The organism is Lacinutrix venerupis (assembly GCF_001971745.1).
GTDB lineage: Bacteria > Bacteroidota > Bacteroidia > Flavobacteriales > Flavobacteriaceae > Lacinutrix > Lacinutrix venerupis.
Genome location: NZ_CP019352.1, coordinates 449633 through 472670 on the forward strand (window position 1 = coordinate 449633; position 23038 = coordinate 472670).

Here is a 23038-nt window from a genome sequence, read left to right on the forward strand (position 1 = left end):
ATTTCTATAATTCATCAAAAGATTGTTTTAAAATTTTAATAACATTTTCTATTTCTTCATTATTTAAATGCCCAAAACCTAACCGTATGGCACATATATCTTTATTTTGGTAAAGTATTGTTTTAGGTAAAAGTAAATTGTTTTTTTTAGTTTTTTGAGCTAATTGAACAAGAGATATCATAGGTTTGAAATTTAACCAAATAGCTAAACCTCCAGTAGGCACATGCCAAGTAGCATGGTTTTTAAAGTAAACATTTAAACATTCGCATAAAAAATCGCGTCTTTGTTTATAAACAGTAATATTTTTTTTAATTAGTCTATGTATTTCTCCTTCCTCAATAAGCTCTGTAAGTATTTGCTTTTGTATTAAATCGCCTTGTTTATCTAGAATTTGCAAATAGTTTTTAGCTTCATTAATTATATTTTCTGGAGCAACAACAAATCCTATTTGAAAACTTGGAAAAAACGATTGACCCAAGCGGCCTAAATAAATAACAAAACCTTCGCTATCTGCACTTGCCATTGGTAGCATAGCAGAACCATTAAATTGAAAATCGTAGTCAAAATCGTCTTCAATTATTGCAAATTTATACACTTTTGCTAATTGCAATAATTTTAATCTTCGCTCTGCTGTTAGCTTTACAGTTGTAGGATATTGGCGATGAGCGCAAACATAAACGCAACGAATACTTTTTTTAGTAAAATTCTTTTCAATAAAATCTACATCAATACCATGTGCATCTACAGGAATGGTTTTTATATTGGCTCCTGCTTGCTGAAAAATCATATTAGATTTATAATGGCTTAAATTACCAACTAATACAATATCATTTTTTTCTATTAAAAGTTGAGATACAATGTATAAACTCATTTCTGTACTTCGTGTACTTACAATATTTTGTGGTTTTATATGAAAACCTCTTGTAGCATTTAAATAATTACAAAGTTGTTTGCTAAATGTGGTGTAAGATTGGTCTTGAGTTTGATTCCATTTCGAAATTAACGAAGCACGTTTCATAGAAGCACTGTACCATCTCGAAAATTGATGTGTGGGATGCAGTCTTAAATCTGGTTGTCCGTCGTTAATTACATATTTAGTTATTAAAAATTCTTCGGTTGAAGCTAAATTAAAAGATGACTGAAAAGAAAAACTTGCTGCTTCTGGGTGCGCATTTAACTTTTCAAAACCTTGTAATTTTCCTTTAATAGCGGCTGTTTTTTTTTCGGGTTTTAAAACAAAAGTTCCTTTGTTAGCGACTATGTCTACCCAACCTTGTGAGGCTAACTCATCGAAAACAGCAACTGCAGTATTTCTATTTATAGCAAATAGCTCGCTAAATTTTCTTGTTCCAGGTAACTTTACACCTTCGGCTAAGTAGCCACGTTGTATTGCATTAATAATCTGTTGTGCAATTTGAATATAAATTGCAGTACTTGTTGATTTATCAAAATGAATTAAAGATTTTAATATATTATTATCCGGACTACTCATTGTTTTAAAACTGGACTACTTTAGTGATCCGGAAAGTTACGAATTTTGCGGCGTTAAAAAACACCTATAAATTTTATTATGAAACGTATAATATTTTCAATTTTACTTGTTGCAATTTCCATAACAATACAAGCTCAAGAATTTAAGCAGCAACAATTAGACACTATTTTAATCTCTTCTACAAGAATAGATTTACCATTTTCTGAAAACTCAAGAACCATATCTGTAATTTCTCAAGAAGATATTAAAAAAAGTGCAACAACTAATGTTGCAGATTTATTACAACAAGTGGCAGGAGTAGATGTAAGGCGTCGTGGAACCTCTGGAATGCAAGCAGATTTATACATTCGTGGTGGTGGTTTTGACCAAACATTATTACTTATAGATGGAATAAAGGTTGAAGATGCTCAAACGGGACACCATACCATGAATATGGCTTTACCATTAGAAGTAATAGAACGTGTAGAAATTATAAAAGGTCCTGCAGCTAGAGTATTTGGACAAAATGCATTTACAGGAGCAATTAATATTGTAACTAAAAAAAATGCAGAAAAAATAGGTTCTGTAGGTTATCAATTAGGTTCTTACAATCAGCAAAATGTAGCTGCAACATTAGGGCAGAATTTTAAAAATACTTCTGTTATTGCACATGCATCTGTAAATTCATCAGATGGTTATAGATTTAATACAGATTATAATAACCAAAATTACTTTTTAAAAGCAGCGTTTAATACCAATAAAACACCAATAAATCTTATAGCTTCCTTTCAAGAAAGAAAATTTGGAGCAAATGGATTTTATGCAAGTCCTACAGCAAAAAACCAATACGAAGAAACTCAGGCAAGCTTGGTAGGAATAACAACCAATATTAAAAAAGGAAAACTTACTCTAAAACCAAAATTGTATTGGAAACGAAATCAAGATCTATATGTTTTTGTAAGAAAAAATCCAGAAGTTTATAGAAACTTCCATCAAACTAATAAGGTAGGAGCTTCAATAGACGCCTCTTATACCTCAAAAATTGGTGTTACTGGTTTTGGAGTAGATGTAGCAAAAGTATTTTTATCTAGTAATAATTTAGGAGAAAGAGATAGATACATGACTACAGCATTTTTAGAGCACAGATTTAAATTATTAAATAATAAATTGGATATTACTCCAGGTGTAGCTGTTAATTATTTTACAGATTTTAAATACCATGCATTTCCAGGAATAGATCTTGGTTATAAAATAAATAATAATTTTAAAATTTACGGAAACGTTGGTTATACATATAGAATACCTACTTATACAGATTTGTTTTATAACGATCCAACAACATTAGGAGATGAGAATTTAGAACCAGAAGAAGCTATTGCTCAAGAATTAGGTTTAAAATTTAAAAAAGGAAACTTTAATGCTTCTGTAGCAGCTTTTAATAGAGATTCTAAAAAATTAATTGACTTTGTAAAAGAAAATGAAACAGATTTGTGGCAAGCAACTAATATAAGAGATTTAAATACAAAAGGTATAGAGTTAAACGCATCTTATGGTTTAAATTTTGCAGGTTTTAATCAGTTTATTAAAACAGGTTATACTTTTTTAGAAGACGATTTAAAAGCTGTGCCAAGTAATTTCTCAAGGTACTCAATAAACTCTTTAAGGCACCAAATAACAGCTAATTTAGAGACACAATTTTTTAAAAATCTATCTCAAAATATTATTTATAAATATGCCGAAAGAACCTCTGGAGAGCATTATATAGTTTTAGATGCTAGTGTAAATTTAAAATTAAAAACAGTAGAGCTTTCTATGGTTGCAAACAATATTTTTAATGCAGAATATAGCGAGACTAATTTTGTGCCAATGCCAAAAGGAAACTTATTATTTGGCTTAAAATATAATTTTAAATAGTCCAATATTTACAGAGTCATAACGTTTTATTAACTTTATGCCTTTAAATTAATATTATTGGAACTAAATCTAAAACAAATACCTCGAGTAAAAACAATTACAAAAGAGGATTTTATTAAGCATTATTTTAAACCACAAAAACCTGTGGTTATTGAGCAGTTTATAACAGATTGGCCAGCTTATAAAAAATGGAATCTTGATTATATTAAAGAGATTGCAGGAGATAAAACTGTACCTCTTTATGACGATAGACCAGTGGATTATAAAGATGGTTTTAACGAGCCACACGCTAAAATGAAGATGAGTGAGTATGTTAATTTGTTAAAGCGAGAGCCAACAAAGTTTAGAATTTTTCTTTGGAATATTTTAAAAGAAGTACCACAACTTCAAAACGATTTTAAATATCCAGACTTTGGGCTACGTTTAATGAAGGGTTTGCCAATGCTGTTTTTTGGAGGAACAAACTCGCATACCTTTATGCATTATGACATTGACTTAGCTAATATATTTCATTTTCATTTTGAAGGTAAAAAACAAGTTATTTTATTCGACCAAAAGCAAAATAAGCATTTGTATAAAATACCACATTCTTTAATTGTTAGAGAAGATATCGATTTTTCCAATCCAGACTTTAAAAAATGGCCAGCTTTGCAAAAGGCAAAAGGTTGGGAGTGTGAGCTTAATCACGGAGAAGTATTATATATGCCAGAAGGTTATTGGCATTATATGCGTTATATTACGCCTGGTTTTTCAATGAGTTTGCGAGCAATAGCAAGACATCCAAAAAACTTAGGAAAAGCTATTTATAATATAATTGTAATGCGTAATTTTGACAACTTAATGCGACGTTTAAAAGGTCAAGATTGGATAGACTGGAAAAACGAACAAGCAATTAAAAACACTAAATAAATTAAATAATGAAAAAAGTATTTTTTGTATTAGCAATATTAAGTGTATCGCTAATAAATGCGCAAGCTTTTGAAGGAAAAGGTGATGAAAAATTTCAAATTGGAGGAAATTTTCAAGATTTAGCTTCAGGGCTAAATGTTAGTTACGATTATGGAATTGGAGAAAACATTTCTATAGGTGTTTCTTCAACCTATGCTCTAAATGTTAAAAACAACAACATCTTAAATGCAGATTTTGGAGATCGCTTCGATATTAAAGCACGTTTTAATGCTAATTTAGGAAACGTTATTAATATAGACGATAATTTTGATGTATATCCAGGTTTAAGTTTAAGTACAAAAAACTTTGGAGGCCATTTAGGAATGCGTTATTTCTTTACAAATGGATTTGGTTTATATTCAGAATTTAATACACCTTTAGCAAAATATAAAGAAAATAATTTTGGAGCAGATTATATACATAATCAATTTACAGCAAGTGTAGGAGCTGTGTTTAATTTGTAAAATAAAAGCAATCTTAAATAAAAAAGCCTTTCAACTTTATAAAGTTGAAAGGCTTTTTTATGTTCTAGTTAATAAGTTCATTTACTTTACTATACACTAAATGCGATTCCCAACCTCTATACAATAAATACGCGGTAAGTTTCTTTTTTTTCTTCAGTATATTGGTTTCCAATATGGTATTGGCTTTTTTTTCGGCTAAAGCATTAAAAACCTCGATATACTCATCGTCGGAAATTTCTCTAAGCGCAGCATTTATATTAATTTTGGAAATGTCCTTTTTCTTAAGTTCTTGAGTTATACGAAAGCGTCCCCATTTTTTAATGTTAAACTTTCCTCGAACAAAGATTTTGGCAAAACGTTCTTCATTTAAAAAGTTATGCTGTATAAGGTGTACTATTATTATATCTGCTGCTTCAGGTATAATATTTAAGTCTCTTAATTTTTGTTTAACTTCTTTATGACAACGTTCTTGATAAGCACAGTAATGTTCTAGCTTTTTTTTAGCTTCTTCTACTGTGTAAGATTTTTGTTTTTGATGCATGCACCAAAAATAAGCTATTAATTAATTAACCTAAAACTCCCTCAGTTATGAAAAAAAATACAATTCTTTTAATACTTCTATTTGTCTGTAGTATTGGAATTAGTCAGACTACTGTACTTTATTCCGAAAATTTTAATAATCAAATTCATAAAGGAGCTGTATTTAATAATACAACAAATACTACAGATATAGACCTTTCTGGAGTAGATTGGAGTATTGATGTTTCTGCAACTACTTTTCAAACTAACGATAGATTTCGTGTTCAAGGATCTAATGCCAATGGACGTTTTCAAGGTCGTGATTTAGATGGTTTTGCAAGTTGGTTTTCTCCTGTAATAGATATTAATGGCTTTACAAATGTTAGTTTATCATTAAATGCACGTGAATATAATAACAATGCAGATAATGATACTTTAGAAACCTTATATAGTATCGATGGTGGAGCTTGGATAACAGTAACCGAAATGAATGGGCTTTTATTTAACACGTTTAATATTGCAACAGTATCGCAAACAGGATTAACAGGTAGTACTTTGCAAATACAGGTTATAATGAATAATAACCGTAATACAGAACGTATGGAGTTTGACGATGTTCAAGTTATAGGTACAAATCCAGTTGTGCCAACAATAACTGCAAACCCAAGCGTTGTTACAGGTATGGGTTATGTAGAAGGAGAAGCTTCTGTTGTAGAAGATAGTTTTACTGTTCAAGGTTATAATTTAACAACAGATATTCTTATTGATGCCACATCCACCAATTTTGAAATTTCTACAACTTCTGGAACTGGTTTTGGTAATACAATTTCATTAACACCAAATGCTTCAAATGAAGTTGGTTTAACTACAATATACATAAGATTAGTAGCTGGCTTAACAGCTAACACATATAATGGATCTATTAGTGCGACTAGTTTAGGAGCTACAGATAGATTTGTTGATGCAGAAGGAGAGGTTACAACACCAATTGCAGATTGCTCTGAAATAATTATATCTGAATACTTTGAGCCAACTAGTGCTGCTGACGAAAAATACATAGAATTGTATAATCCTACGAATGTTGATATAGATTTATCAAATTATAGGATTGCTAATTATACAAATGGAAGTATAAGTCCAAATAATGTTGCTAATTTAACAGGTATTGTAAATGCTTATTCAACATACTTAATCTCAAGATCTGGCTCTACATTATGTGCAAGTGGTGTTGCAGATCGTTGTGTAACTAATGCCTCTATGAATTTTAGTGGTAATGATGTTATGGCTTTACAAACTATTAATGGAGAAAATATTGATGTTATTGGTTTAATAGGAGATAATTCTAATTTTGCACAAAATGTAAATTTAAAAAGAAACTCGGATGTTAAAATACCAACTGTAGTATATAATGCATCGCAATGGACATCTACATCAACAGCTACTAGCAATAACAACACTGCTACATTAGGTTGGCATAATAATGAATGTTTATGTACATCGAGCACAACTTGGGAAACAACAGGTTGGAATCCAATAACTCCAACTGCTTCAACTGCAGTTATAATTAATGCACCTTACAATACATTAACAGATGGAAATATTACAGCTTGCTCATTAACAGTTAATAATGGAATAATTTTAACTGTAGCAGATAATTCTTTTATTGATATTGAAAGTAATATTGTAGTAAATGGAAATGGAGTAATTAATGTGCAAAAAAATGGTTCTGTTGTACAAAATATTTCAAAAGCTAAAGCTGCTATTTTAGATCCTGCAAATGGAGTAATTACTGTAACAAAAGAAACTGCAATAGCAAATAATTGGTATGAATATACTTACTGGAGTTCTCCTGTAATTGGAGAACAAGTACAAGATGTGTTTTTTCAATCTCCTACCGATAGAAGATTTTGGTATAATGCTGCTAATTATGCAGACTTAACAATGGAAACAGCTAACGACGGTTCGGCTGTTCCTGGGCAAGATAATGTAGATGATAATGGAGACGACTGGCAACTTACAGCAGGAACAGATGTGCTTTTACCAGGTGTTGGTTATGCAACTACGCTTTCTCAACTAGCTACTTTTCCAAATAGTTATGCGCATATTTTTGAAGGCCCTTTTAATAATGGAACAATTAATGTCCCAGTTGTTAGAAATGATGCTTCGACGGCTGATATGAATTATAACTTTATTGGTAATCCATATCCTTCTGCAATATCTGTAAACGCTTTCTTTGCAGAAAATGTAACATCTTCTGGTATTTTAGATGGTGAAATATATTTGTGGTCACAAAACACTGCTCCAGCTTCAAACATTAATGGAAATTCTGATTTAAATTTTGATACTTCAGATTATGCAGTAATTAATGGAACAACCGGAATTGCTGGTGGAGATGGAGTTATACCAAGTTTATTTATTCCATCTGGGCAAGGCTTTTTTGTAAATTATTCAGATAGTTATGGAAGCACATCTGGAGATGTTATTTTTAATAACAGTATGCGAGTTACAGGAAATAACGATCAGTTTTTTAGAGCATCAAATAACCAAGATAATGCTGTTCAAAACACACTGTGGCTTAATTTAACATCAGATAATGGTGTAAGAAATCAAATTGCTATTGGTTATTTAGATACTGCTACTGCAGGTTATGATGGTTCTTTTTACGATTCATCAAAAATAACGCCGGTAGGTTTGCACGCTATTTTATATTCAATTATTCCTGGTAATGATAAAAAATTCTCTATTCAAGGTAAAGCTACTAACGATTTAAATATTAACGAGGAAATTCCTCTTGGTATAAATACTAATGTAGATGTGCCTACTATTTATACTATTTCAATTGCTCAAATGGAAGGCGATTTTTTAAATAATAATACCATTTATTTGGAAGATGCTTTAACAAATGGAATTCATGATTTATCTAGTAGCGATTATAGTTTTACATCTCAAGTTGGTGAATTTAACAATCGTTTTAAAATTGTATTTCAGGCAAATACATTATCAACCGAAGATTTTGATGCTAGTTCTCAAAACCTATCAATTGTTGAACTTCAAGATAACAACGTACAGTTTTCAATTAATTCTAAAGAGTTAACAATTAAAAATATTGAAATATTAGACCTTTTAGGTCGTAGTATTTATCAATTCCGCGGAAGCGAAAATAAAGAGGTTTATAATTTATCAAACCTAAACAGTTCGGTTTATATTGCTAAAATTGAATTGTCTAACGGAAAGTTAATTGTTAAAAAAGCAATTAAAAAATAAGTGTTAAAAACAAAAAAGCTCCTTAAAAAGGAGCTTTTTTTATAGTGTATATTTTAAAGCAACAATTAAATTTCTTCCTGCTGCCGAAATTCCTGATGAGTATGGTCTGTAGCGTTGGTCTGTAATATTCTCTAAACTTGCAGTAATTGAAGTTTCTTTATTAAGCTGATATTGGGTTCTAAAATTTAAAGTGTACCATGATGGAGAATATGGGTTTCCATTCTTATCTAATGCGTATAAATAATCTTTTTCTTGTTCTGAAGGAGCAATTTGATTAAAAGATAATTGGTCGTTATAATTTAAAAATATATCGGCTTTTAGTGTTTTATTTTGCCATACAAAATGTGTGTTTCCAAAACTTGGTGATACATGCCTAACAGGCACTTCTATACCATCGGTCTCCTCGGTTCCACCAATAATATTATATTGCGATGTTAGTTTTAATTTCTCACTAAAATTAATTTTTGCTCCAACCTCAAAACCATATATCCAAGATTTAGATGCGTTTTGTATGGATTGTACATTGCTTAATTCGCCGTCGTAAAATATTTCGTTTTCACCATTTAATTCACCATCTCTTCGAACTAAAGCATTATCTAAATAGGTGTAATAAGTTGCTGTATCTAAAATAAAAGTGTTATTAAAATTTAAAGCTAAACCTAATTCTCCACCATATGCATATTCCGGATTTAAATTATTGTTTGGTACAACAACCGAACCAGGTTCGGAGTCGAATACTTTACCAATATCATCTATATTTGGAGCTCTAAAAGCAGAAGAGAAATTAAGTTTCCATTGTAATAAATCGTTAGGATTCCAGCTTATACCTGCTGTGCCAGTTAAAGCGCTCGAGTTATTATTTGCTGTTGTAAAAGGTAAATTAAGGTAGGTGTTGTTTTCTGTAAAATCTGCTTTAGAGGTTACATTGTTATAACGCAATCCAGTTTGAAAAACCAAAGTTGTATTTGGCTTGTATTTTAAGCTTGTGTATACTGCTGCAGATTGCCAAGTGGATCCATTAGGATAGCGTGTAACAGTTGGTTCGCTTATGTTTGTTATAATATTTTCTTGAGAACCTACAGAATTTATAGTATTATGAACATATTCTATACCATAAAATAGTTCTGTTTTATTTGTTATTTTTTTTTCTAAGTCTAAATTAAATGAAATAGCATCTACAGCTTCTTCTCTAATATTTTTAAATTCTGACTGAAAATCGCGATCAATTCTACTTTCTTGGAAATTTTGGTAGGCTACTGTTGCTTTAATTTTATCGTAAAGATTAGCTTTACTACTTAATTTTGTAACATTTAAATTAGACATAAACCATTTTTGTGGCCCATAATACCATTCTGCAGAGCGTAAATTTTCACCTCTATAACGTATTAATCTATCGTATCTTGGAGTATTAGATGTTGCTGTATAAAATAGACCTAAATCGAAACTTAAATTATTTTTAGCTTCATATCGTGCTTTTTGCATGATATTAAACTGGTTGTAACCAGAAGTTTTTTGAATATTTGGATTGTTATTTTCTACAATTATGTCTTCATTATTATTAGTGATTACAAATTCTGGTCTAGTGTAATCTTCTGGACCATTATTGCCCATTCTTAAGTCTCCAAAATCGGTATAACTTGCATTGGTGATAAAAGCCCATTTTTTAAAACCATAATTAATATCTAAATGTGCTGTTTTTTCTTGATTTGCAGTAGCGTACCTTAATACGGCATTAGTTTTAATAAAAGTAGAATCTGTAAAAGATACTTTTGGTGTTTTTGTATAAAAACTCATAACGCCTCCAATAGCATCACTACCATAAATTACATTTCCTGCTCCTAAAGAAACTTCTGTAGATTGTATAGAAAAAGGATCTATAGAGATAACGTTTTGAATATTTCCGCCTCTAAAAATAGCATTGTTCATCCTTACGCCATCTACAGTTATTAATAATCTATTGGTAGAAAAACCTCTAATCATTGGGCTTCCGCCACCTAATTGGCTTTTTTGAATATAAACTTGACCTGTAGATTTTAAGAGATCTGCACTTGTTTGTGGGTTTTCAAAAGCAATTTCTGAAGCACTTACACTCGCTATTTTTTTAGGAACCTCTCTTTTATTTTCTTTAAATTTTGAAGCTGATATTACAATTTCGTCTAAACCTTGTGATTTGGAGATAAGTAGTACTTTATTATTTTCAATTAGTGCTTTTTTAATAATATATAGTTTAAATGAAATATGCTTAAAATAGATGTTTTCTTCTGTGTCGAATATATTTAGATTAGCTTTACCATAAAAATCTGTAACAACACTTTTAGACTTGTTTTTATTATATATGGCAGTACCAGCAATTGGCTCTTGCGTGCTATTATTTAAAACTAAAACATCTTGAGCTTTGGTGTGTAAACTTAGGCAGAGAAAAAACAGAGAAATTAAAGTGTATTTTTTATTTTTAATTAAATACTTCATTAAATATTTGTAGTGATTTTGGTTTTTTAAAGGTTCCCAAATGTAGTTCAAAATAAACTAAAATGAGACCTAAAAAAGATTGTCTTTGTTTGGCGTTAATTTTAACTAAATCTAAAGCATCAAATGTTGTGCCTAATAGCTTTTTAAGGAGTGTTAAATTTTCGTTTGATATGGAATACTTACTGTATTTTTTATCTTGAAATTCACCAGCTTCTAAATTAAAATAAGGTAATTCTATTTTAGAAGTGTCTGGATAAAACCCTAAATGTTTAGTTAAGTTTAATAGAAATAATAAATGAAAATTGGCATAACTATCTTGGGTATCTAACCATTGTAAAGTTGCTTCTAAGTAATTAAATAAAGTGTCATTTTGCTCTTCTTCTTGAAGTGAACTTGACAAAACTTCGGCTAAAAACATAACTATTGCACTTTTTAGTACACTGGTATGAAGACTAGAGTAGAGGTGATTAATTTTTACTTCTTTTATATATTGAAGTGATCTTGATGGTTTAAAATCTGTTACAATTTGAAGTTGTGTTAGTAATTGATAATAGGCAACTTTTGAACCTTTTTTAGATTTTAAAATACCTTTTAAGAGGTAACTAACTATTCCTTCTTTTTGTGTATAGCATTTAATAATTAAATCGTTGTCACGATATTTTAGTTTAGAAAGAACAATTGCATTTGTGGTTAGTAACATTATCTAACTACCATTAGTTTAAGAACTTTTGTTTCAAAAGAATCTAAATCTGCTATCATTACCATATAAACACCACTTGCTACAGTTTTACCAGACATGTTTTTACCATTCCAAAGTGCTGTTCCTCCGTCTATTTCTAAATTATACCCACTAAACTTAGTATTTGTTCTTGATTCTGCTTCGGTAACAAGGTTTCCTTCAATATCTAATATTTTTATATTAACGTTTTCGGTAATGCCTTTTATTTTAATTTTTTCGTCGTTAATATTAAAGTTTGGTCTTACAGGATTTGGGTATACATAAGCTTCTTGGAGTGTAATATCTGGTGCCGAGGTTTCACTATTAAAAGATACTAATCCTTTACTTGTGGCTATGTAAACAATTCCATTTGTCTCGTCTAAACTTATATCTATAACTTGATTTGTTGGTAAAGGAGAATTGTCCTTTGTAAAATGGTATATGGTTTCTTGACCATCTGAAGACAAGTAATAAACACCAGTATCTAATGTTCCTATCCATTTGTTATTTGCACCATCTACTTCTATATCTTTTACATATTGCTGAAATAATAGTTCGCTAGCTACGCCATCATCTAAAATAATAATTTCTGAAGGCTCGAAATTTGGATCGCTAAAAAAGGCTTCTGTATTATAAATAACTCTTAAACCTTTGTCAGTACCAAGCCATACTTGGTTTTGTTTATCAACTTTTAAAGTTTTAACTGAAGGTGAAGGTAGGTTTTCTTCTTCAGATTCTATGTTTTTTAATTCTCCGGTGTTTGGTTTGTATCCAAAAATTCCTTTTCTGTGGCCACCAATCCAAAGTACTTCATTTTGATCTATATCTATACTACTATATCCTATTTCTGTGTTTCTATCAATTATAATTTCGCTAAAATCATAAGTTTTCCATTCTCCAGTAGTAATATTATAAGATTTAAGTGGGTCTAATAGCTTGGCATTTGTACACCATAAAATACCGTTTTTATCTATTTTAGAACCTTCGTTTCTTATATCTGAAACGTTTGGATTAGTTGACGAAGACTCGAATGTACTATTTGTTGCATTAAAAATATTAGTAGGAACATCGTTATTAACCTCTAATAAGCCATCGTAAAAAGAGCAAATAAATACTTGCGAAGGCTTTAGAGGATTTACATTTATTTTTGTTAGATTTCTTGCTCCTAATAAACTATCGTAAGGAATGTTTTTCCAATTTTCTCCAATTAAATGGCTGTAACCTCTTTCTCTTAAAGGAAACGCGTTATAAGAAACAGTATAATCTCCATATGTTGCCCATAAATTATTATCTGTTGCCTGTATTGAAAAGGCATTATTTGAAAGAGGACAATCTGGATGAATTTCGTCTATTTGTTCTAAATCTGAAAGATTAATTTTTAGAATACCAAAACCAGTTTTATTAGTTACAAAAACACCTTGTGTGCCTATAAAAACATCATTTTCTTCATTAATTATTGCAGAGGTAAAATTTGTTGGATAATCTTCTAATGTATTTATAACAGAGTTTTCGGTAAATGGCTCTGTATTATATACATATACAGCATTTAACAATGTTACTATAAGCTGATTGTTGTTTTTACTTAAGTGATTTATCTGGCCGGTATAATCTACTCTTTGAACAAAAGAATTCCCAACAAGTTCATATAAAATTGTGTTATCTCTAGCAATAAAAAGTTTATCTCCTACAAATTCAATTTCTAACCAGTTAGCATTATCTAATTGTTGCCATTGCTGGAAATCTATTAAATTAGAGTTGTTTACATCTGCTTTAAAAAGACCATTTTCTGTAGCAACAAAAATTTCTTCTTGAAAAACAGCAATATCGTTAACAGTTAATTGAGAGCCGTTAGGTCCTATAAAAAAAGTATCGCCAAACTCTAAAGCGTTAATATCGTAAACTGAAATACCATAGTCTGTAGATATATATGCTAAGCCATTATATACTGTAAAATTATTAATCCTTTTGTCTATTGGTGGTATTGTGGGTTTGTTTAAAATATCTACAACAGTTCTTATGTCTTGGCTAGATTCTAGATAAACCTGCATTAATCCGTTTTCAAAACCAATTAGTAGTAATCCATTTTCTTCAACATATTGAATACTTGAAATTGTTTCTCCCGAGAGTCCATTAATTGTGGTAAGTTCTTTTATTTCGTTTGTTTGGGTGTCGAAAATAAAAACAGCATTTTCTGCGGCACCAAAAACTTTAGAATTACCTTGAGAAATATCGTTTATATCTAAATAAGAAAAATAGCCTTTCCAATCTCTTGAGTAATCTTGAGAGTATATTGTTAAAGGGAAAAATAATATTAGAAGTATATTTTTTATTTTCATAGCATATAATTACGTTTAGATAACGTATAATATTGCAAAAATATATACAAAAACTAAAAAAGCTTCCATTTAGGAAGCTTTTTTAAATAAATTATCTCTTTGTTACACAACACCTTGTGCTAACATAGCGTCTGCTACTTTAACAAAGCCAGCAATATTTGCTCCTTTTACGTAATCGATACTGCCATCTTTTTGTGTTCCGTATTTTACGCAAGATTCATGAATGTCATTCATAATCTGTTTAAGTTTAGTATCAACCTCTTCTCTTGTCCAGTTGTATCTTAAAGAGTTTTGGCTCATTTCTAATCCAGATGTTGCTACACCTCCAGCATTAGAAGCTTTTCCAGGAGAGAATAAAACTTTTGCTTTTTGTAAAACCTCTATGGCTTCTGGTGTTGTTGGCATGTTTGCACCTTCTGCAACTGCCATAACATTGTTTTTAACTAAAACTTCTGCTTCTTCTTTGTTTAATTCGTTTTGTGTTGCACATGGCATAGCTACATCACAATTAACACTCCATGGTCTTTCTCCTTTAAAGAATTTAGCCGAAGTATATTTATCTACATATTCACTAATTCTTCCACGGTTAACATTTTTAATTTCCATAACAAATGCTAATTTTTCAGCATCTATACCATCTTCATCATAAATGTATCCAGAAGAGTCTGATAATGTAACTACTTTTCCTCCAAGTTGAGTTACTTTTTCACATGCAAATTGAGCTACATTTCCAGAACCAGATATAACCACAGTTTTACCTTCTAAAGAGTCGTTTTTTGTTGCTAACATATTTTTTGCAAAATATACACAACCATAACCTGTTGCTTCTGGTCTTATTAAAGAACCACCATAGCTAATTCCTTTTCCAGTTAAGACTCCTGTAAATTCGTTAGCAAGTCTCTTGTATTGACCAAACATATAACCAATTTCACGTCCACCAACACCTATATCTCCTGCAGGAACATCTGTATTAGCACCAATGTGTCTATAAAGTTCTGTCATAAAAGATTGGCAAAAACGCATAACTTCGTTATCGCTTTTTCCTTTTGGATTAAAGTCACTTCCTCCTTTACCACCACCCATAGGTAATGTTGTTAAAGAGTTTTTAAATACTTGTTCGAAACCTAAAAATTTTAAAATACTTAAGTTTACAGATGGATGAAAACGTAAACCTCCTTTATATGGTCCTATAGCAGAATTAAATTCTACTCTAAATGCTCTATTTACTTGTGTATTTCCTTTATCATCTATCCAAGGTACTCTAAAAATTATTGTGCGTTCTGGCTCGACCATACGTTCTAATAACATTTTATTTTGGTACTGAGGATTTTCTTCAATAAATGGAATTACAGTTTCTGCAACTTCATGAACAGCTTGTAAAAACTCTGGTTCATGACTATTTTTTTCCTTTACTAAATCTAAAAATGCTTGAATTTTATCTTCCATTTAACAGACGATTTTATGTTTTTAATAATTGAATTACTTGTTTTGTGGAGCAAAGATACATTATCTTTAAAAAAAACGCTTCTTTTTTTTCTATTTCGCAATCATTATTTTTTATTTTAATATCAATAAAAAAATATTATGTTGCGTTTTGCCTATATATTTTGTTTGTTTATCGGCTTTTTATATATATTTGTCTGTTTAATGCCTCTAAATTATAGAAATAACCATGCTTAATTTAAAAATTCTAACCAAGTTTGTAATTATACTGCTTACTATTCAAGTCTCTTTTGCGCAATTAGGTTTTTCTCACGAAATAGGAATAATTACTGGACCTGTTGCTTTTAAATCTGATTATGGTTTAAGAAATGAATTTGAAACAAATGCAGGAAATAGTGGATTTGGCATTGGTTTAGTACACTATATTAATTTTGCTTATCAAGCAGATTGTAATTGTTATACTACCGACAATTATTTTAACGATCACTTTAAATTAAGAACAGAAATATCTTATAATACAACAAAACTTGAGCATTTTGGAGAATATGTGGAGCCAGATAGAACAGGAAGAGGTGCTCAACAATTAAGAGGTCAAAAAGGAGAGGCTAATAATTTTGACATAGGAATGCAAATTGAATATTTTCCACTAAGTATTCGTTCTTTTCAAGCTTTTGCTTATAAATTTGCACCATTTGTAAGTTTAGGTGCGCATTATGTTTCTTATAATCCAGAAGTGAGTTCTACTTTTACTGGTCCAGGAAATACTTATTACGATCCGTGGTATGTAACTCCAGATTCTACACCTATAGATGTTAGTGGAGGCAGTACTTGGTCTGTTGTATCTAGTATTGGTGCACGTTATAAATTAAGTACATCTGCCGATTTAATGATTGATTTAAGAGGTCAGTATTATTTTAACGACTATATAGATGGTTTAAATCATGAATTAAAATATAATAAATATAACGATTGGATGGTTTGGCTAAATTTTGGATACATTTATTATTTAGATTAAACTTTTAATATAAAACAAAAATGCTCAAGTTTATACTTGAGCATTTTTGTTTTATAAAAGTCTTTAACTTATCCTAAGGCTTGTTTTAAATCGTTTATTAAATCTTCTTCATCTTCAATACCAACACTTAGTCTAATTAAAGAATCTACTACACCTGTTTTTTCTCGCTCTTCTTTTGGGATGCTTGCATGTGTCATACTAGCAGGATGCCCAGCTAAAGATTCTACACCACCAAGTGATTCTGCTAAAGTGAAAATTTTTAAATTTTCTACAAGTTTTATAGCTTCTTCGTAATTATTTCCTTTAGTAGTAAAAGACAACATGCCTCCAAAATCTTTCATTTGAGATTTTGCTATATCATGATTTGGATGGTTTTTAAAACCTGGCCAATATACGTTTTCTACTTTTGGATGCGTTGCAAGATATTTGGCAATTGCTTTGCCATTTTCACAATGACGTTGCATTCTAACATGTAAAGTTTTTATGCCGCGTAGTGCTAAAAAAGAATCTTGTGGGCCGCAAATGGCACCACTCGCGTTCTGTATAAAATAAAGCTTATCTGCAAGTTCTTTGTCATTTACAACTAAAGCTCCCATTACTAAATCACTATGTCCACCAATATACTTAGTTGCAGAGTGCATAATAATATCTGCGCCTAAATCTAGAGGTTGTTGTAAATAAGGCGTGGCAAATGTGTTGTCTACTGCAAGCAATATATTGTGTTTTTTTGCAATACTTGCTGTTGCTTTTATATCTATTATATTTAGCATTGGGTTTGTAGGTGTTTCTACCCAAATAAGTTTTGTATTATTATTTATATAATTTTCGATATTAGAGGCATTACTCATGCCTACAAAGTGAAATTTAATACCAAAGTCTTCAAAAATAGATGTGAATAATCTATAGGTTCCGCCATACAAATCGTTAGTAGAAATTACCTCGTCACCAGGTTTTAAAAGCTTTAAAACAGCATCAATAGCAGCTAGTCCAGAACCAAACGCTAAACCAAACGTTCCATTTTCTATACTAGCAAAGGCATTTTCTAAAGCATGTCTAGTAGGATTGTGGGTTCTAGAATATTCGTAACCTTTATTTCCTCCAGGAGTAGTTTGAGCATATGTTGAGGTTTGGTAAATAGGAGGCATTACAGCTCCATAAGCTACATCAGGATGTTGTTTACCATGAATGGTTTTTGTATTGAATTTCATATGCTTATTTTTATTAATATTTTAAAGCTAAAAACAATTTTTAGTTTTTTTTGATTACAACAAAAATAGCCTTTAATTCGTTGTATGTAAATTGTAATAAAACCTTTAGTTAATGTTTAACAGTTATTATTTAAAATTAATAAAATTTTTTAGCGTCATTATTATTATAACTTTTGTTTTTTCTTGTAAAGAAGATACGGTAGTTGTTTTTGATGAGATTTCAATTATAGATGAAGATGAAGTAATTATTGAGATAAATATTCCTGTAGCTAAAGGACAAACAGAAGCAGCAAAACAAATTAACACAACACTTAATTATTTTGTAAACAATGCATTAAATATTGATTCGGTTTCTGAAACAAAAGAGAGCACAGAAGAGAGTATTATTAATTTTAAAAAATCTTATAAAGACTTTAAAACTCAAATAGGTAAAACGTTATATACAAATTTACCAACTTGGGAGGTTTTAATTGATGGAGAAGTTATTTATACAAATGAAACGTTAGCTTCTATTGCAATGAATTCTAGTATTAATACTGGTGGTGCTCATGGTAACTTAATTTTTAGGTTTTTTAATTTTGATGTTAAAACAGGTTTAAAATTAGAAACAAAAGACTTAATAAACGATATTCCGTCTTTTACAGCTATAGCTCAAAAATATTATAATAAAGAACTATTGTCTGCAAATAACAATCGTATAGAAGCTTTTAAAAACGATACATTTAAATTACCTGAAAACCTTGGGTTTAGCGAGGATGGTGTAATAGTATTTTATGATACTTACAACTCTGCGGTAAATAATGTCATAGAATTTACCATCCCATATACAGTAGTAAACGATTACTTAAACTTTTAAAGCACGTAACAATGCTAAAATATAACCAGCATGCATTCCTTCATGTATTAAAGCAAATTGTATTGCCTGGTTTACGTTTGTAAGCGTATTTCCTGTGGTAGATAAAGTATATTCATTAAATGTTTTAAATACTTTCGAACCAAAGTCTGCCTCTGTATGTTCTATTGTTGAAAACGCCAAAGCTTTTAATTCGTCTACTTCTTCTTGAGTAGCTTTTCCGTCTGGTTTTGTTCCTTTTTTGTATTTAGCAATAAGTGCATCGCTAACATTTGGTTTTAATCCAGAAAGTTTATAAACTAATATTTGTTCTGTAACTATACTGTGCCCAATATTCCAGATAATGTTATTGTTAAATCCATTAGGAATAGCATTAAGCTGAGCTAAAGACAATTCTTCTAAATACGCTTTAAAAAAGCCTCTTGTTTTTGCAAAAACATCAAATGTAAAATCCATAATTCAAATTTTTTATAAATATAGTAGAATCTCATTTAAATGAATTTAATTTGTAGTGTTAAAACTATTATGATGATTGATAAAGTATATTATTTGAAATCTTGTAGTACGTGTATTCGTATTTTAAAAGAGTTAAATCTGCCAGAAAATGTAGAGCTTCAAAATATTAAAACTGAAGCTATAACCGAAGAGCAAATTAGACAAATGAAAGATCTTGCAGGTAGTTATGAAGCTCTTTTTAGTAAAAGAGCAACACTTTACAAACAACGCGATTTAAAAAATAAAAATTTAACAGAAACCGATTATAAAAACTTAATATTAGAGCATTATACTTTTTTAAGCCGACCAGTTTTTATTTTAAACAATAAAATATTTATAGGTAACTCTAAGGCTAATGTTGAGGCTGTTAAAAATGAATTGAATGAAAACTAGATATTGGGCATTAATAGCTGCCTTTATAGTGCAATTGCTTTACGGTTTAAATTTTACATTTGCTAAAGATGTTATGTCTGGTGGTTTTATGAAACCGTTTGGTTTTATATTAGTTAGAGTTGCAGGAGCAACTTTATTATTTTGGATATTTAGTTTTTTAGGACCTAAAGAAAAAATAGATAAAAAAGATTATTTAATTATATTTTATGCTGCTATTTTTGGAGTAGCTTTAAATATGCTAACCTTTTTTAAAGGTTTAGAGTTTACAACACCAATTCATGCTTCTGTAATTATGATTACTACACCTATAATTGTGTTAGTACTATCATCCATTTTTTTAAAAGAGCGTATTACAAATTATAAGGTTTTAGGTGTAATTTTAGGTTTTGCTGGAGCTTTGGTACTAAGTCTATACGGTAAATCTAATTTAGAAGGAGATAATGTTTTACTTGGCAATTTGTTTGTGCTAATAAACGCTGTGTCTTACAGTATATACATTATAATTATTAAAAAACTAACTAATAAATACCATCCATTTACTTTTATAAGATGGTTGTTTTTGTTTGGGTTAATTTTAGTTATTCCATTTGGTTATAAAGAATTAATATCTGCTCAGCTTTCTACATTTACACCATATATTTTCTTTTCTATAGGATTTGTGGTTATAGGTGCCACTTTTGGAACATATTTACTAAATCCACTTGCATTAAAATATTTAAGAGCATCTACAGTAACAACCTTTATATATTTGCAGCCAGTAATAGCTGGAATTTTTGCAATAATTATGGGTAGCGATAGTGTTACATCTGTAAAACTAATAGCTTCAGCTTTAATATTTTCAGGAGTATATTTAGTAACTAAAAAACCTAAAGTTAAACTAGAGGTTTAAATTTTTAGGTGTACGACCATTAGCACGAGTATCTTCTTTAGTAAGTATTTTAAAGTCTTCAGATTTTGGAAAAGAATCTGCTAAGTCCATAAGTTGCTGTGGTAAATTAGTCATTTTCCTTGCTTTTAAATCTATCCAGGCACCAAGCATTTCGCAAAATGCTATATTTTCACCTTTATGGTTGTAAAAGTTATGGTCGAATTTAAAAAAAGTTCCATCTTCACTTAGTCCAGAAACCTCTAAAGATACCGTTATTGGTTGTCCCATAAAAGCCTCTTTAAAATAGTGCATATGCTCATAAAAAACAACAGGTCCAATATTGTGCATAGCTAATTCTTTCATGGTGAAACCATGTTCTATTAAAAATGCCATTCTGGTATGGCTCATAAAATTAGTGTAGGCAGAATTGGCTAAATGTCTGTTGGCGTCAACGTCACTCCAACGTATTTCGAACTGTTTTTTGTACATATTTTGGTTTTTAATAAGCAAAGTTACAGTTTTTTAAGGATTCTGTTTTGCTTATCTTTGCTCAACTTTACAAATTATTTTATGATACATTCAATGACAGGTTATGGTAAATCTGTTTTACAATTACCAACAAAAAAAATAACAATTGAGCTAAAATCGCTTAATAGCAAGAACTTAGACTTGAATGCTAGAATGCCTTCAATTTATAGAGAAAAAGAATTACACTTACGTAAATTAATGGCAAAAGAGTTAACTCGAGGAAAAATAGATTTCTCGATTTACGTAGAAGCAACTGCAGAAGATACTTCAACAAAAATTAATACTCCAGTTGTTAAACAATATATACAACAACTTAAAAATGTTGTAGATGGTAATGAATTAGATTTGTTAAAAATGGCTGTTCGTTTTCCAGATGCTTTAAATACAGAGCGCGAAGAGATAGATAATAACGAGTGGGAACAAATAGAAAGTGAAATTAAAGTAGCTATTGCAGCTATTAACGAGTATCGTTTAAATGAAGGTAAAGTTTTAGAAGCAGATTTTAAAGACCGTGTTGCTATTATAGCAAATTTGCTAGAGCAAGTAATTACTATGGATCCTGAGCGTGTAGAAGGCGTACGTGAACGTTTAAAGAAAGGTGTAGAAGAGTTAAAGGAGAAATACGATGAAAACCGTTTTGAGCAGGAATTAGTATATTATATTGAAAAATTTGATATCACCGAAGAAAAAGTGCGTTTAAAAAACCATTTAGAATATTTTATAGAAACCTTAAATTCTAAAGATTCTAACGGAAAAAAATTAGGATTTATAGGTCAAGAAATGGGTAGAGAAATCAATACTATTGGATCTAAAAGTAATTATGCGCCAATGCAGCAATTGGTTGTACAAATGAAAGACGAGCTAGAGAAAATTAAGGAACAACTACTTAACGTTTTATAAAAATGAAGCAAGGAAAATTAATAGTATTCTCTGCACCATCAGGCTCTGGAAAAACAACTATTGTTAGGCATTTATTAAAAAAAGAAGCACTTAATTTAGCATTTTCTATTTCAGCAACCTCTCGTGAAAAACGTGGTGCCGAAGTGCATGCTGAAGATTACTACTTTTTATCTGCAAGCGAATTTAAACAACACATAAAAAACGACGATTTTCTTGAATGGGAAGAAGTTTATAGAGATAATTTTTACGGTACTTTAAAAACAGAAGTAGAACGTTTATGGGCTTTGGGTAAAAATGTAATTTTCGATATAGATGTCTCTGGAGGACTACGTATAAAGCGTAAATTCCCAGAGCAAACCTTAGCCGTTTTTGTAAAACCACCAAGTATAGACGAGCTTAAAATTAGGCTTAAAAAAAGAAAAACAGAAAGTGACGATAAAATAAATATGCGTGTAGCAAAAGCAAGTGCAGAATTAGCAACAGCACCGCTTTTTGATGTAATTATTGAAAACGATAATTTAGATAAAGCATTACAGCAAGCAGAAAATATTGTGGGACATTTTTTAATAACCGAAACAAAAGTTTAAAAATGAAAATTGGCCTATATTTTGGTTCATTTAACCCAATTCATATTGGGCATTTAATTATCGCAAACCAATTAGTGGAGAATAGTGATTTAGACCAAATTTGGTTTGTAGTAACACCACACAATCCTTTTAAAAAGAAAAGTACTTTACTGGATAATCACCAGCGTTTAGAAATGGTGTATCTCGCCACTAAAGATTACGATAAATTAAAAGAGAGTAATATAGAATTTAATTTACCACAACCAAACTATACTATAAATACACTTACCTATTTACAGGAAAAGTACCCAATACATGATTTTGCTTTAATTATGGGAGAAGATAATTTAAAGAGTTTCCATAAATGGAAAAATTATGAAGTTATCTTAGAAAACCATAACATTTACGTGTATCCTAGAATTTCAGAAGGTATTGTAGAAACTCAATTTACAAATCACGAAAAAATACATAGAGTTAAGGCTCCAATTATGGAAATTTCTTCAACCATGATTAGAAATGCTATAAAAAATGGTAAAAATGTAAAGCCATTATTACCTAAAAAAGTTTGGGAATATGTAGATGAAATGAATTTTTATAAATAAATTGCTATCCCTATACTTAACCAATATAGAAATCTAATTATTTACGCTATAAATCAATTATTTT

The 23038-nt window shown here is 30.1% G+C and carries 20 protein-coding genes; 11 read left to right on the top strand and 9 right to left on the bottom strand.

Going from position 1 to position 23038, the window contains the following annotated elements:
• Positions 1-4 precede the first annotated feature (4 nt).
• Complete coding sequence (locus BWR22_RS01945) at positions 5-1492, bottom strand: aminotransferase-like domain-containing protein (RefSeq protein WP_076731761.1); 1488 nt, start codon at positions 1490-1492, stop codon at positions 5-7.
• Between the two features lie 78 nt (positions 1493-1570).
• On the opposite strand from BWR22_RS01945, the gene BWR22_RS01950 reads away from it, so the two are divergent.
• Genes BWR22_RS01950 through BWR22_RS01960 form a run of 3 tightly spaced genes read left to right on the top strand, consistent with a single transcriptional unit; the run spans position 1571 to position 4797 of the window.
• A complete protein-coding gene (locus BWR22_RS01950; RefSeq protein WP_156875559.1) occupies positions 1571-3385 on the top strand; it encodes a TonB-dependent receptor plug domain-containing protein in 1815 nt (604 codons plus the stop codon).
• A 57-nt stretch (positions 3386-3442) separates the two neighbouring features.
• Positions 3443-4294, top strand: a complete 852-nt coding sequence (locus BWR22_RS01955) for a cupin-like domain-containing protein (protein WP_076731763.1) — start codon at positions 3443-3445, stop codon at positions 4292-4294.
• Between the two features lie 8 nt (positions 4295-4302).
• Positions 4303-4797: a DUF6646 family protein gene (locus BWR22_RS01960; protein ID WP_076731764.1), complete on the top strand. Its 495-nt coding sequence runs from the start codon at positions 4303-4305 to the stop codon at positions 4795-4797.
• A gap of 64 nt (positions 4798-4861) precedes the next feature.
• Here BWR22_RS01960 and BWR22_RS01965 read toward each other — a convergent pair whose 3' ends face one another.
• Entirely contained in the window at positions 4862-5338 is a 477-nt protein-coding gene (locus BWR22_RS01965) for a regulatory protein RecX (RefSeq protein WP_076731765.1), read from the bottom strand.
• 47 nt (positions 5339-5385) lie between these two features.
• Here BWR22_RS01965 and BWR22_RS01970 point away from each other — a divergent pair, with 47 nt between their 5' ends.
• A complete protein-coding gene (locus tag BWR22_RS01970; RefSeq protein ID WP_076731766.1) occupies positions 5386-8580 on the top strand; it encodes a lamin tail domain-containing protein in 3195 nt (1064 codons plus the stop codon).
• Positions 8581-8619: 39 nt separating this feature from the next.
• Here the strand turns inward: BWR22_RS01970 and BWR22_RS01975 are convergent, their stop codons facing one another.
• The 4 genes from BWR22_RS01975 to gdhA form a co-directional block, all read right to left on the bottom strand.
• Positions 8620-11049 (bottom strand): TonB-dependent receptor plug domain-containing protein, encoded by a 2430-nt coding sequence (locus BWR22_RS01975; protein ID WP_076734341.1) that lies wholly within the window; start codon positions 11047-11049, stop codon positions 8620-8622.
• Complete coding sequence (gene recO / locus BWR22_RS01980; RefSeq protein WP_076731767.1) at positions 11033-11749, bottom strand: DNA repair protein RecO; 717 nt, start codon at positions 11747-11749, stop codon at positions 11033-11035. Before recO ends, BWR22_RS01975 begins: the two co-directional genes overlap by 17 nt.
• Entirely contained in the window at positions 11749-14103 is a 2355-nt protein-coding gene (gene porZ, locus BWR22_RS01985; protein WP_076731768.1) for a type IX secretion system anionic LPS delivery protein PorZ, read from the bottom strand. Before porZ ends, recO begins: the two co-directional genes overlap by 1 nt.
• Before the next feature lie 102 nt (positions 14104-14205).
• Positions 14206-15549: an NADP-specific glutamate dehydrogenase gene (gene gdhA, locus BWR22_RS01990; protein WP_076731769.1), complete on the bottom strand. Its 1344-nt coding sequence runs from the start codon at positions 15547-15549 to the stop codon at positions 14206-14208.
• A 226-nt stretch (positions 15550-15775) separates the two neighbouring features.
• Here gdhA and BWR22_RS01995 point away from each other — a divergent pair, with 226 nt between their 5' ends.
• A complete protein-coding gene (locus BWR22_RS01995) occupies positions 15776-16561 on the top strand; it encodes a THC0290_0291 family protein (protein ID WP_076731770.1) in 786 nt (261 codons plus the stop codon).
• Positions 16562-16629: 68 nt separating this feature from the next.
• Here the strand turns inward: BWR22_RS01995 and BWR22_RS02000 are convergent, their stop codons facing one another.
• Positions 16630-17769, bottom strand: a complete 1140-nt coding sequence (locus BWR22_RS02000) for a cystathionine gamma-synthase (protein WP_076731771.1) — start codon at positions 17767-17769, stop codon at positions 16630-16632.
• Between the two features lie 112 nt (positions 17770-17881).
• On the opposite strand from BWR22_RS02000, the gene BWR22_RS02005 reads away from it, so the two are divergent.
• Entirely contained in the window at positions 17882-18625 is a 744-nt protein-coding gene (locus BWR22_RS02005; protein ID WP_076731772.1) for a PdaC/SigV domain-containing protein, read from the top strand.
• Here the strand turns inward: BWR22_RS02005 and BWR22_RS02010 are convergent.
• A complete protein-coding gene (locus BWR22_RS02010) occupies positions 18614-19078 on the bottom strand; it encodes a DinB family protein (RefSeq protein WP_076731773.1) in 465 nt (154 codons plus the stop codon). The genes BWR22_RS02005 and BWR22_RS02010 overlap by 12 nt on opposite strands.
• Before the next feature lie 39 nt (positions 19079-19117).
• Here BWR22_RS02010 and BWR22_RS02015 point away from each other — a divergent pair, with 39 nt between their 5' ends.
• Together BWR22_RS02015 and BWR22_RS02020 are read left to right on the top strand one after the other, a co-directional pair.
• The gene (locus tag BWR22_RS02015) at positions 19118-19510 is read left to right on the top strand and encodes an arsenate reductase family protein (RefSeq protein ID WP_241828218.1); all 393 of its coding nucleotides are present in this window, start codon (positions 19118-19120) and stop codon (positions 19508-19510) included.
• Entirely contained in the window at positions 19500-20399 is a 900-nt protein-coding gene (locus tag BWR22_RS02020; protein WP_076731774.1) for a DMT family transporter, read from the top strand. The genes BWR22_RS02015 and BWR22_RS02020 overlap by 11 nt, the downstream gene beginning before the upstream one ends.
• Here the strand turns inward: BWR22_RS02020 and BWR22_RS02025 are convergent.
• A complete protein-coding gene (locus BWR22_RS02025; RefSeq protein WP_076731775.1) occupies positions 20388-20867 on the bottom strand; it encodes an acyl-CoA thioesterase in 480 nt (159 codons plus the stop codon). The two genes, BWR22_RS02020 and BWR22_RS02025, sit on opposite strands and share 12 nt — an antisense overlap.
• 81 nt (positions 20868-20948) lie before the next feature.
• Between BWR22_RS02025 and BWR22_RS02030 the strand changes: the two genes are divergently transcribed.
• Genes BWR22_RS02030 through nadD form a run of 3 tightly spaced genes read left to right on the top strand, consistent with a single transcriptional unit; the run spans position 20949 to position 22974 of the window.
• On the top strand, positions 20949-21806 hold the full coding sequence (locus BWR22_RS02030; RefSeq protein WP_076731776.1) for a YicC/YloC family endoribonuclease: 858 nt from the start codon (positions 20949-20951) through the stop codon (positions 21804-21806).
• A gap of 2 nt (positions 21807-21808) precedes the next feature.
• Positions 21809-22393, top strand: coding sequence for a guanylate kinase (gene gmk, locus BWR22_RS02035; protein ID WP_076731777.1), 585 nt, complete (start codon positions 21809-21811; stop codon positions 22391-22393).
• Positions 22394-22395: 2 nt separating this feature from the next.
• Entirely contained in the window at positions 22396-22974 is a 579-nt protein-coding gene (gene nadD / locus BWR22_RS02040; protein ID WP_076731778.1) for a nicotinate (nicotinamide) nucleotide adenylyltransferase, read from the top strand.
• The last annotated feature ends 64 nt before the right edge of the window (positions 22975-23038 follow it).

Bases quoted from the DNA above. Each gene is read 5' to 3' on its own strand.
- BWR22_RS01970 (WP_076731766.1), top strand. From the start codon at position 5,386: ATGAAAAAAAATACAATTCTTTTAATACTTCTATTTGTCTGTAGTATT.
- BWR22_RS02005 (WP_076731772.1), top strand. From the start codon at position 17,882: ATGTTTAACAGTTATTATTTAAAATTAATAAAATTTTTTAGCGTCATT.
- BWR22_RS02020 (WP_076731774.1), top strand. From the start codon at position 19,500: ATGAAAACTAGATATTGGGCATTAATAGCTGCCTTTATAGTGCAATTG.
- porZ (WP_076731768.1), bottom strand. From the start codon at position 14,103: ATGAAAATAAAAAATATACTTCTAATATTATTTTTCCCTTTAACAATA.
- BWR22_RS01995 (WP_076731770.1), top strand. From the start codon at position 15,776: ATGCTTAATTTAAAAATTCTAACCAAGTTTGTAATTATACTGCTTACT.
- BWR22_RS02015 (WP_241828218.1), top strand. From the start codon at position 19,118: ATGAATTTAATTTGTAGTGTTAAAACTATTATGATGATTGATAAAGTA.
- gdhA (WP_076731769.1), bottom strand. From the start codon at position 15,549: ATGGAAGATAAAATTCAAGCATTTTTAGATTTAGTAAAGGAAAAAAAT.
- BWR22_RS01945 (WP_076731761.1), bottom strand. From the start codon at position 1,492: ATGAGTAGTCCGGATAATAATATATTAAAATCTTTAATTCATTTTGAT.
- BWR22_RS01965 (WP_076731765.1), bottom strand. From the start codon at position 5,338: ATGCATCAAAAACAAAAATCTTACACAGTAGAAGAAGCTAAAAAAAAG.
- BWR22_RS02010 (WP_076731773.1), bottom strand. From the start codon at position 19,078: ATGGATTTTACATTTGATGTTTTTGCAAAAACAAGAGGCTTTTTTAAA.
- BWR22_RS02000 (WP_076731771.1), bottom strand. From the start codon at position 17,769: ATGAAATTCAATACAAAAACCATTCATGGTAAACAACATCCTGATGTA.
- recO (WP_076731767.1), bottom strand. From the start codon at position 11,749: ATGTTACTAACCACAAATGCAATTGTTCTTTCTAAACTAAAATATCGT.
- BWR22_RS01975 (WP_076734341.1), bottom strand. From the start codon at position 11,049: ATGAAGTATTTAATTAAAAATAAAAAATACACTTTAATTTCTCTGTTT.
- BWR22_RS02030 (WP_076731776.1), top strand. From the start codon at position 20,949: ATGATACATTCAATGACAGGTTATGGTAAATCTGTTTTACAATTACCA.
- BWR22_RS01950 (WP_156875559.1), top strand. From the start codon at position 1,571: ATGAAACGTATAATATTTTCAATTTTACTTGTTGCAATTTCCATAACA.
- BWR22_RS02025 (WP_076731775.1), bottom strand. From the start codon at position 20,867: ATGTACAAAAAACAGTTCGAAATACGTTGGAGTGACGTTGACGCCAAC.
- gmk (WP_076731777.1), top strand. From the start codon at position 21,809: ATGAAGCAAGGAAAATTAATAGTATTCTCTGCACCATCAGGCTCTGGA.
- BWR22_RS01960 (WP_076731764.1), top strand. From the start codon at position 4,303: ATGAAAAAAGTATTTTTTGTATTAGCAATATTAAGTGTATCGCTAATA.
- nadD (WP_076731778.1), top strand. From the start codon at position 22,396: ATGAAAATTGGCCTATATTTTGGTTCATTTAACCCAATTCATATTGGG.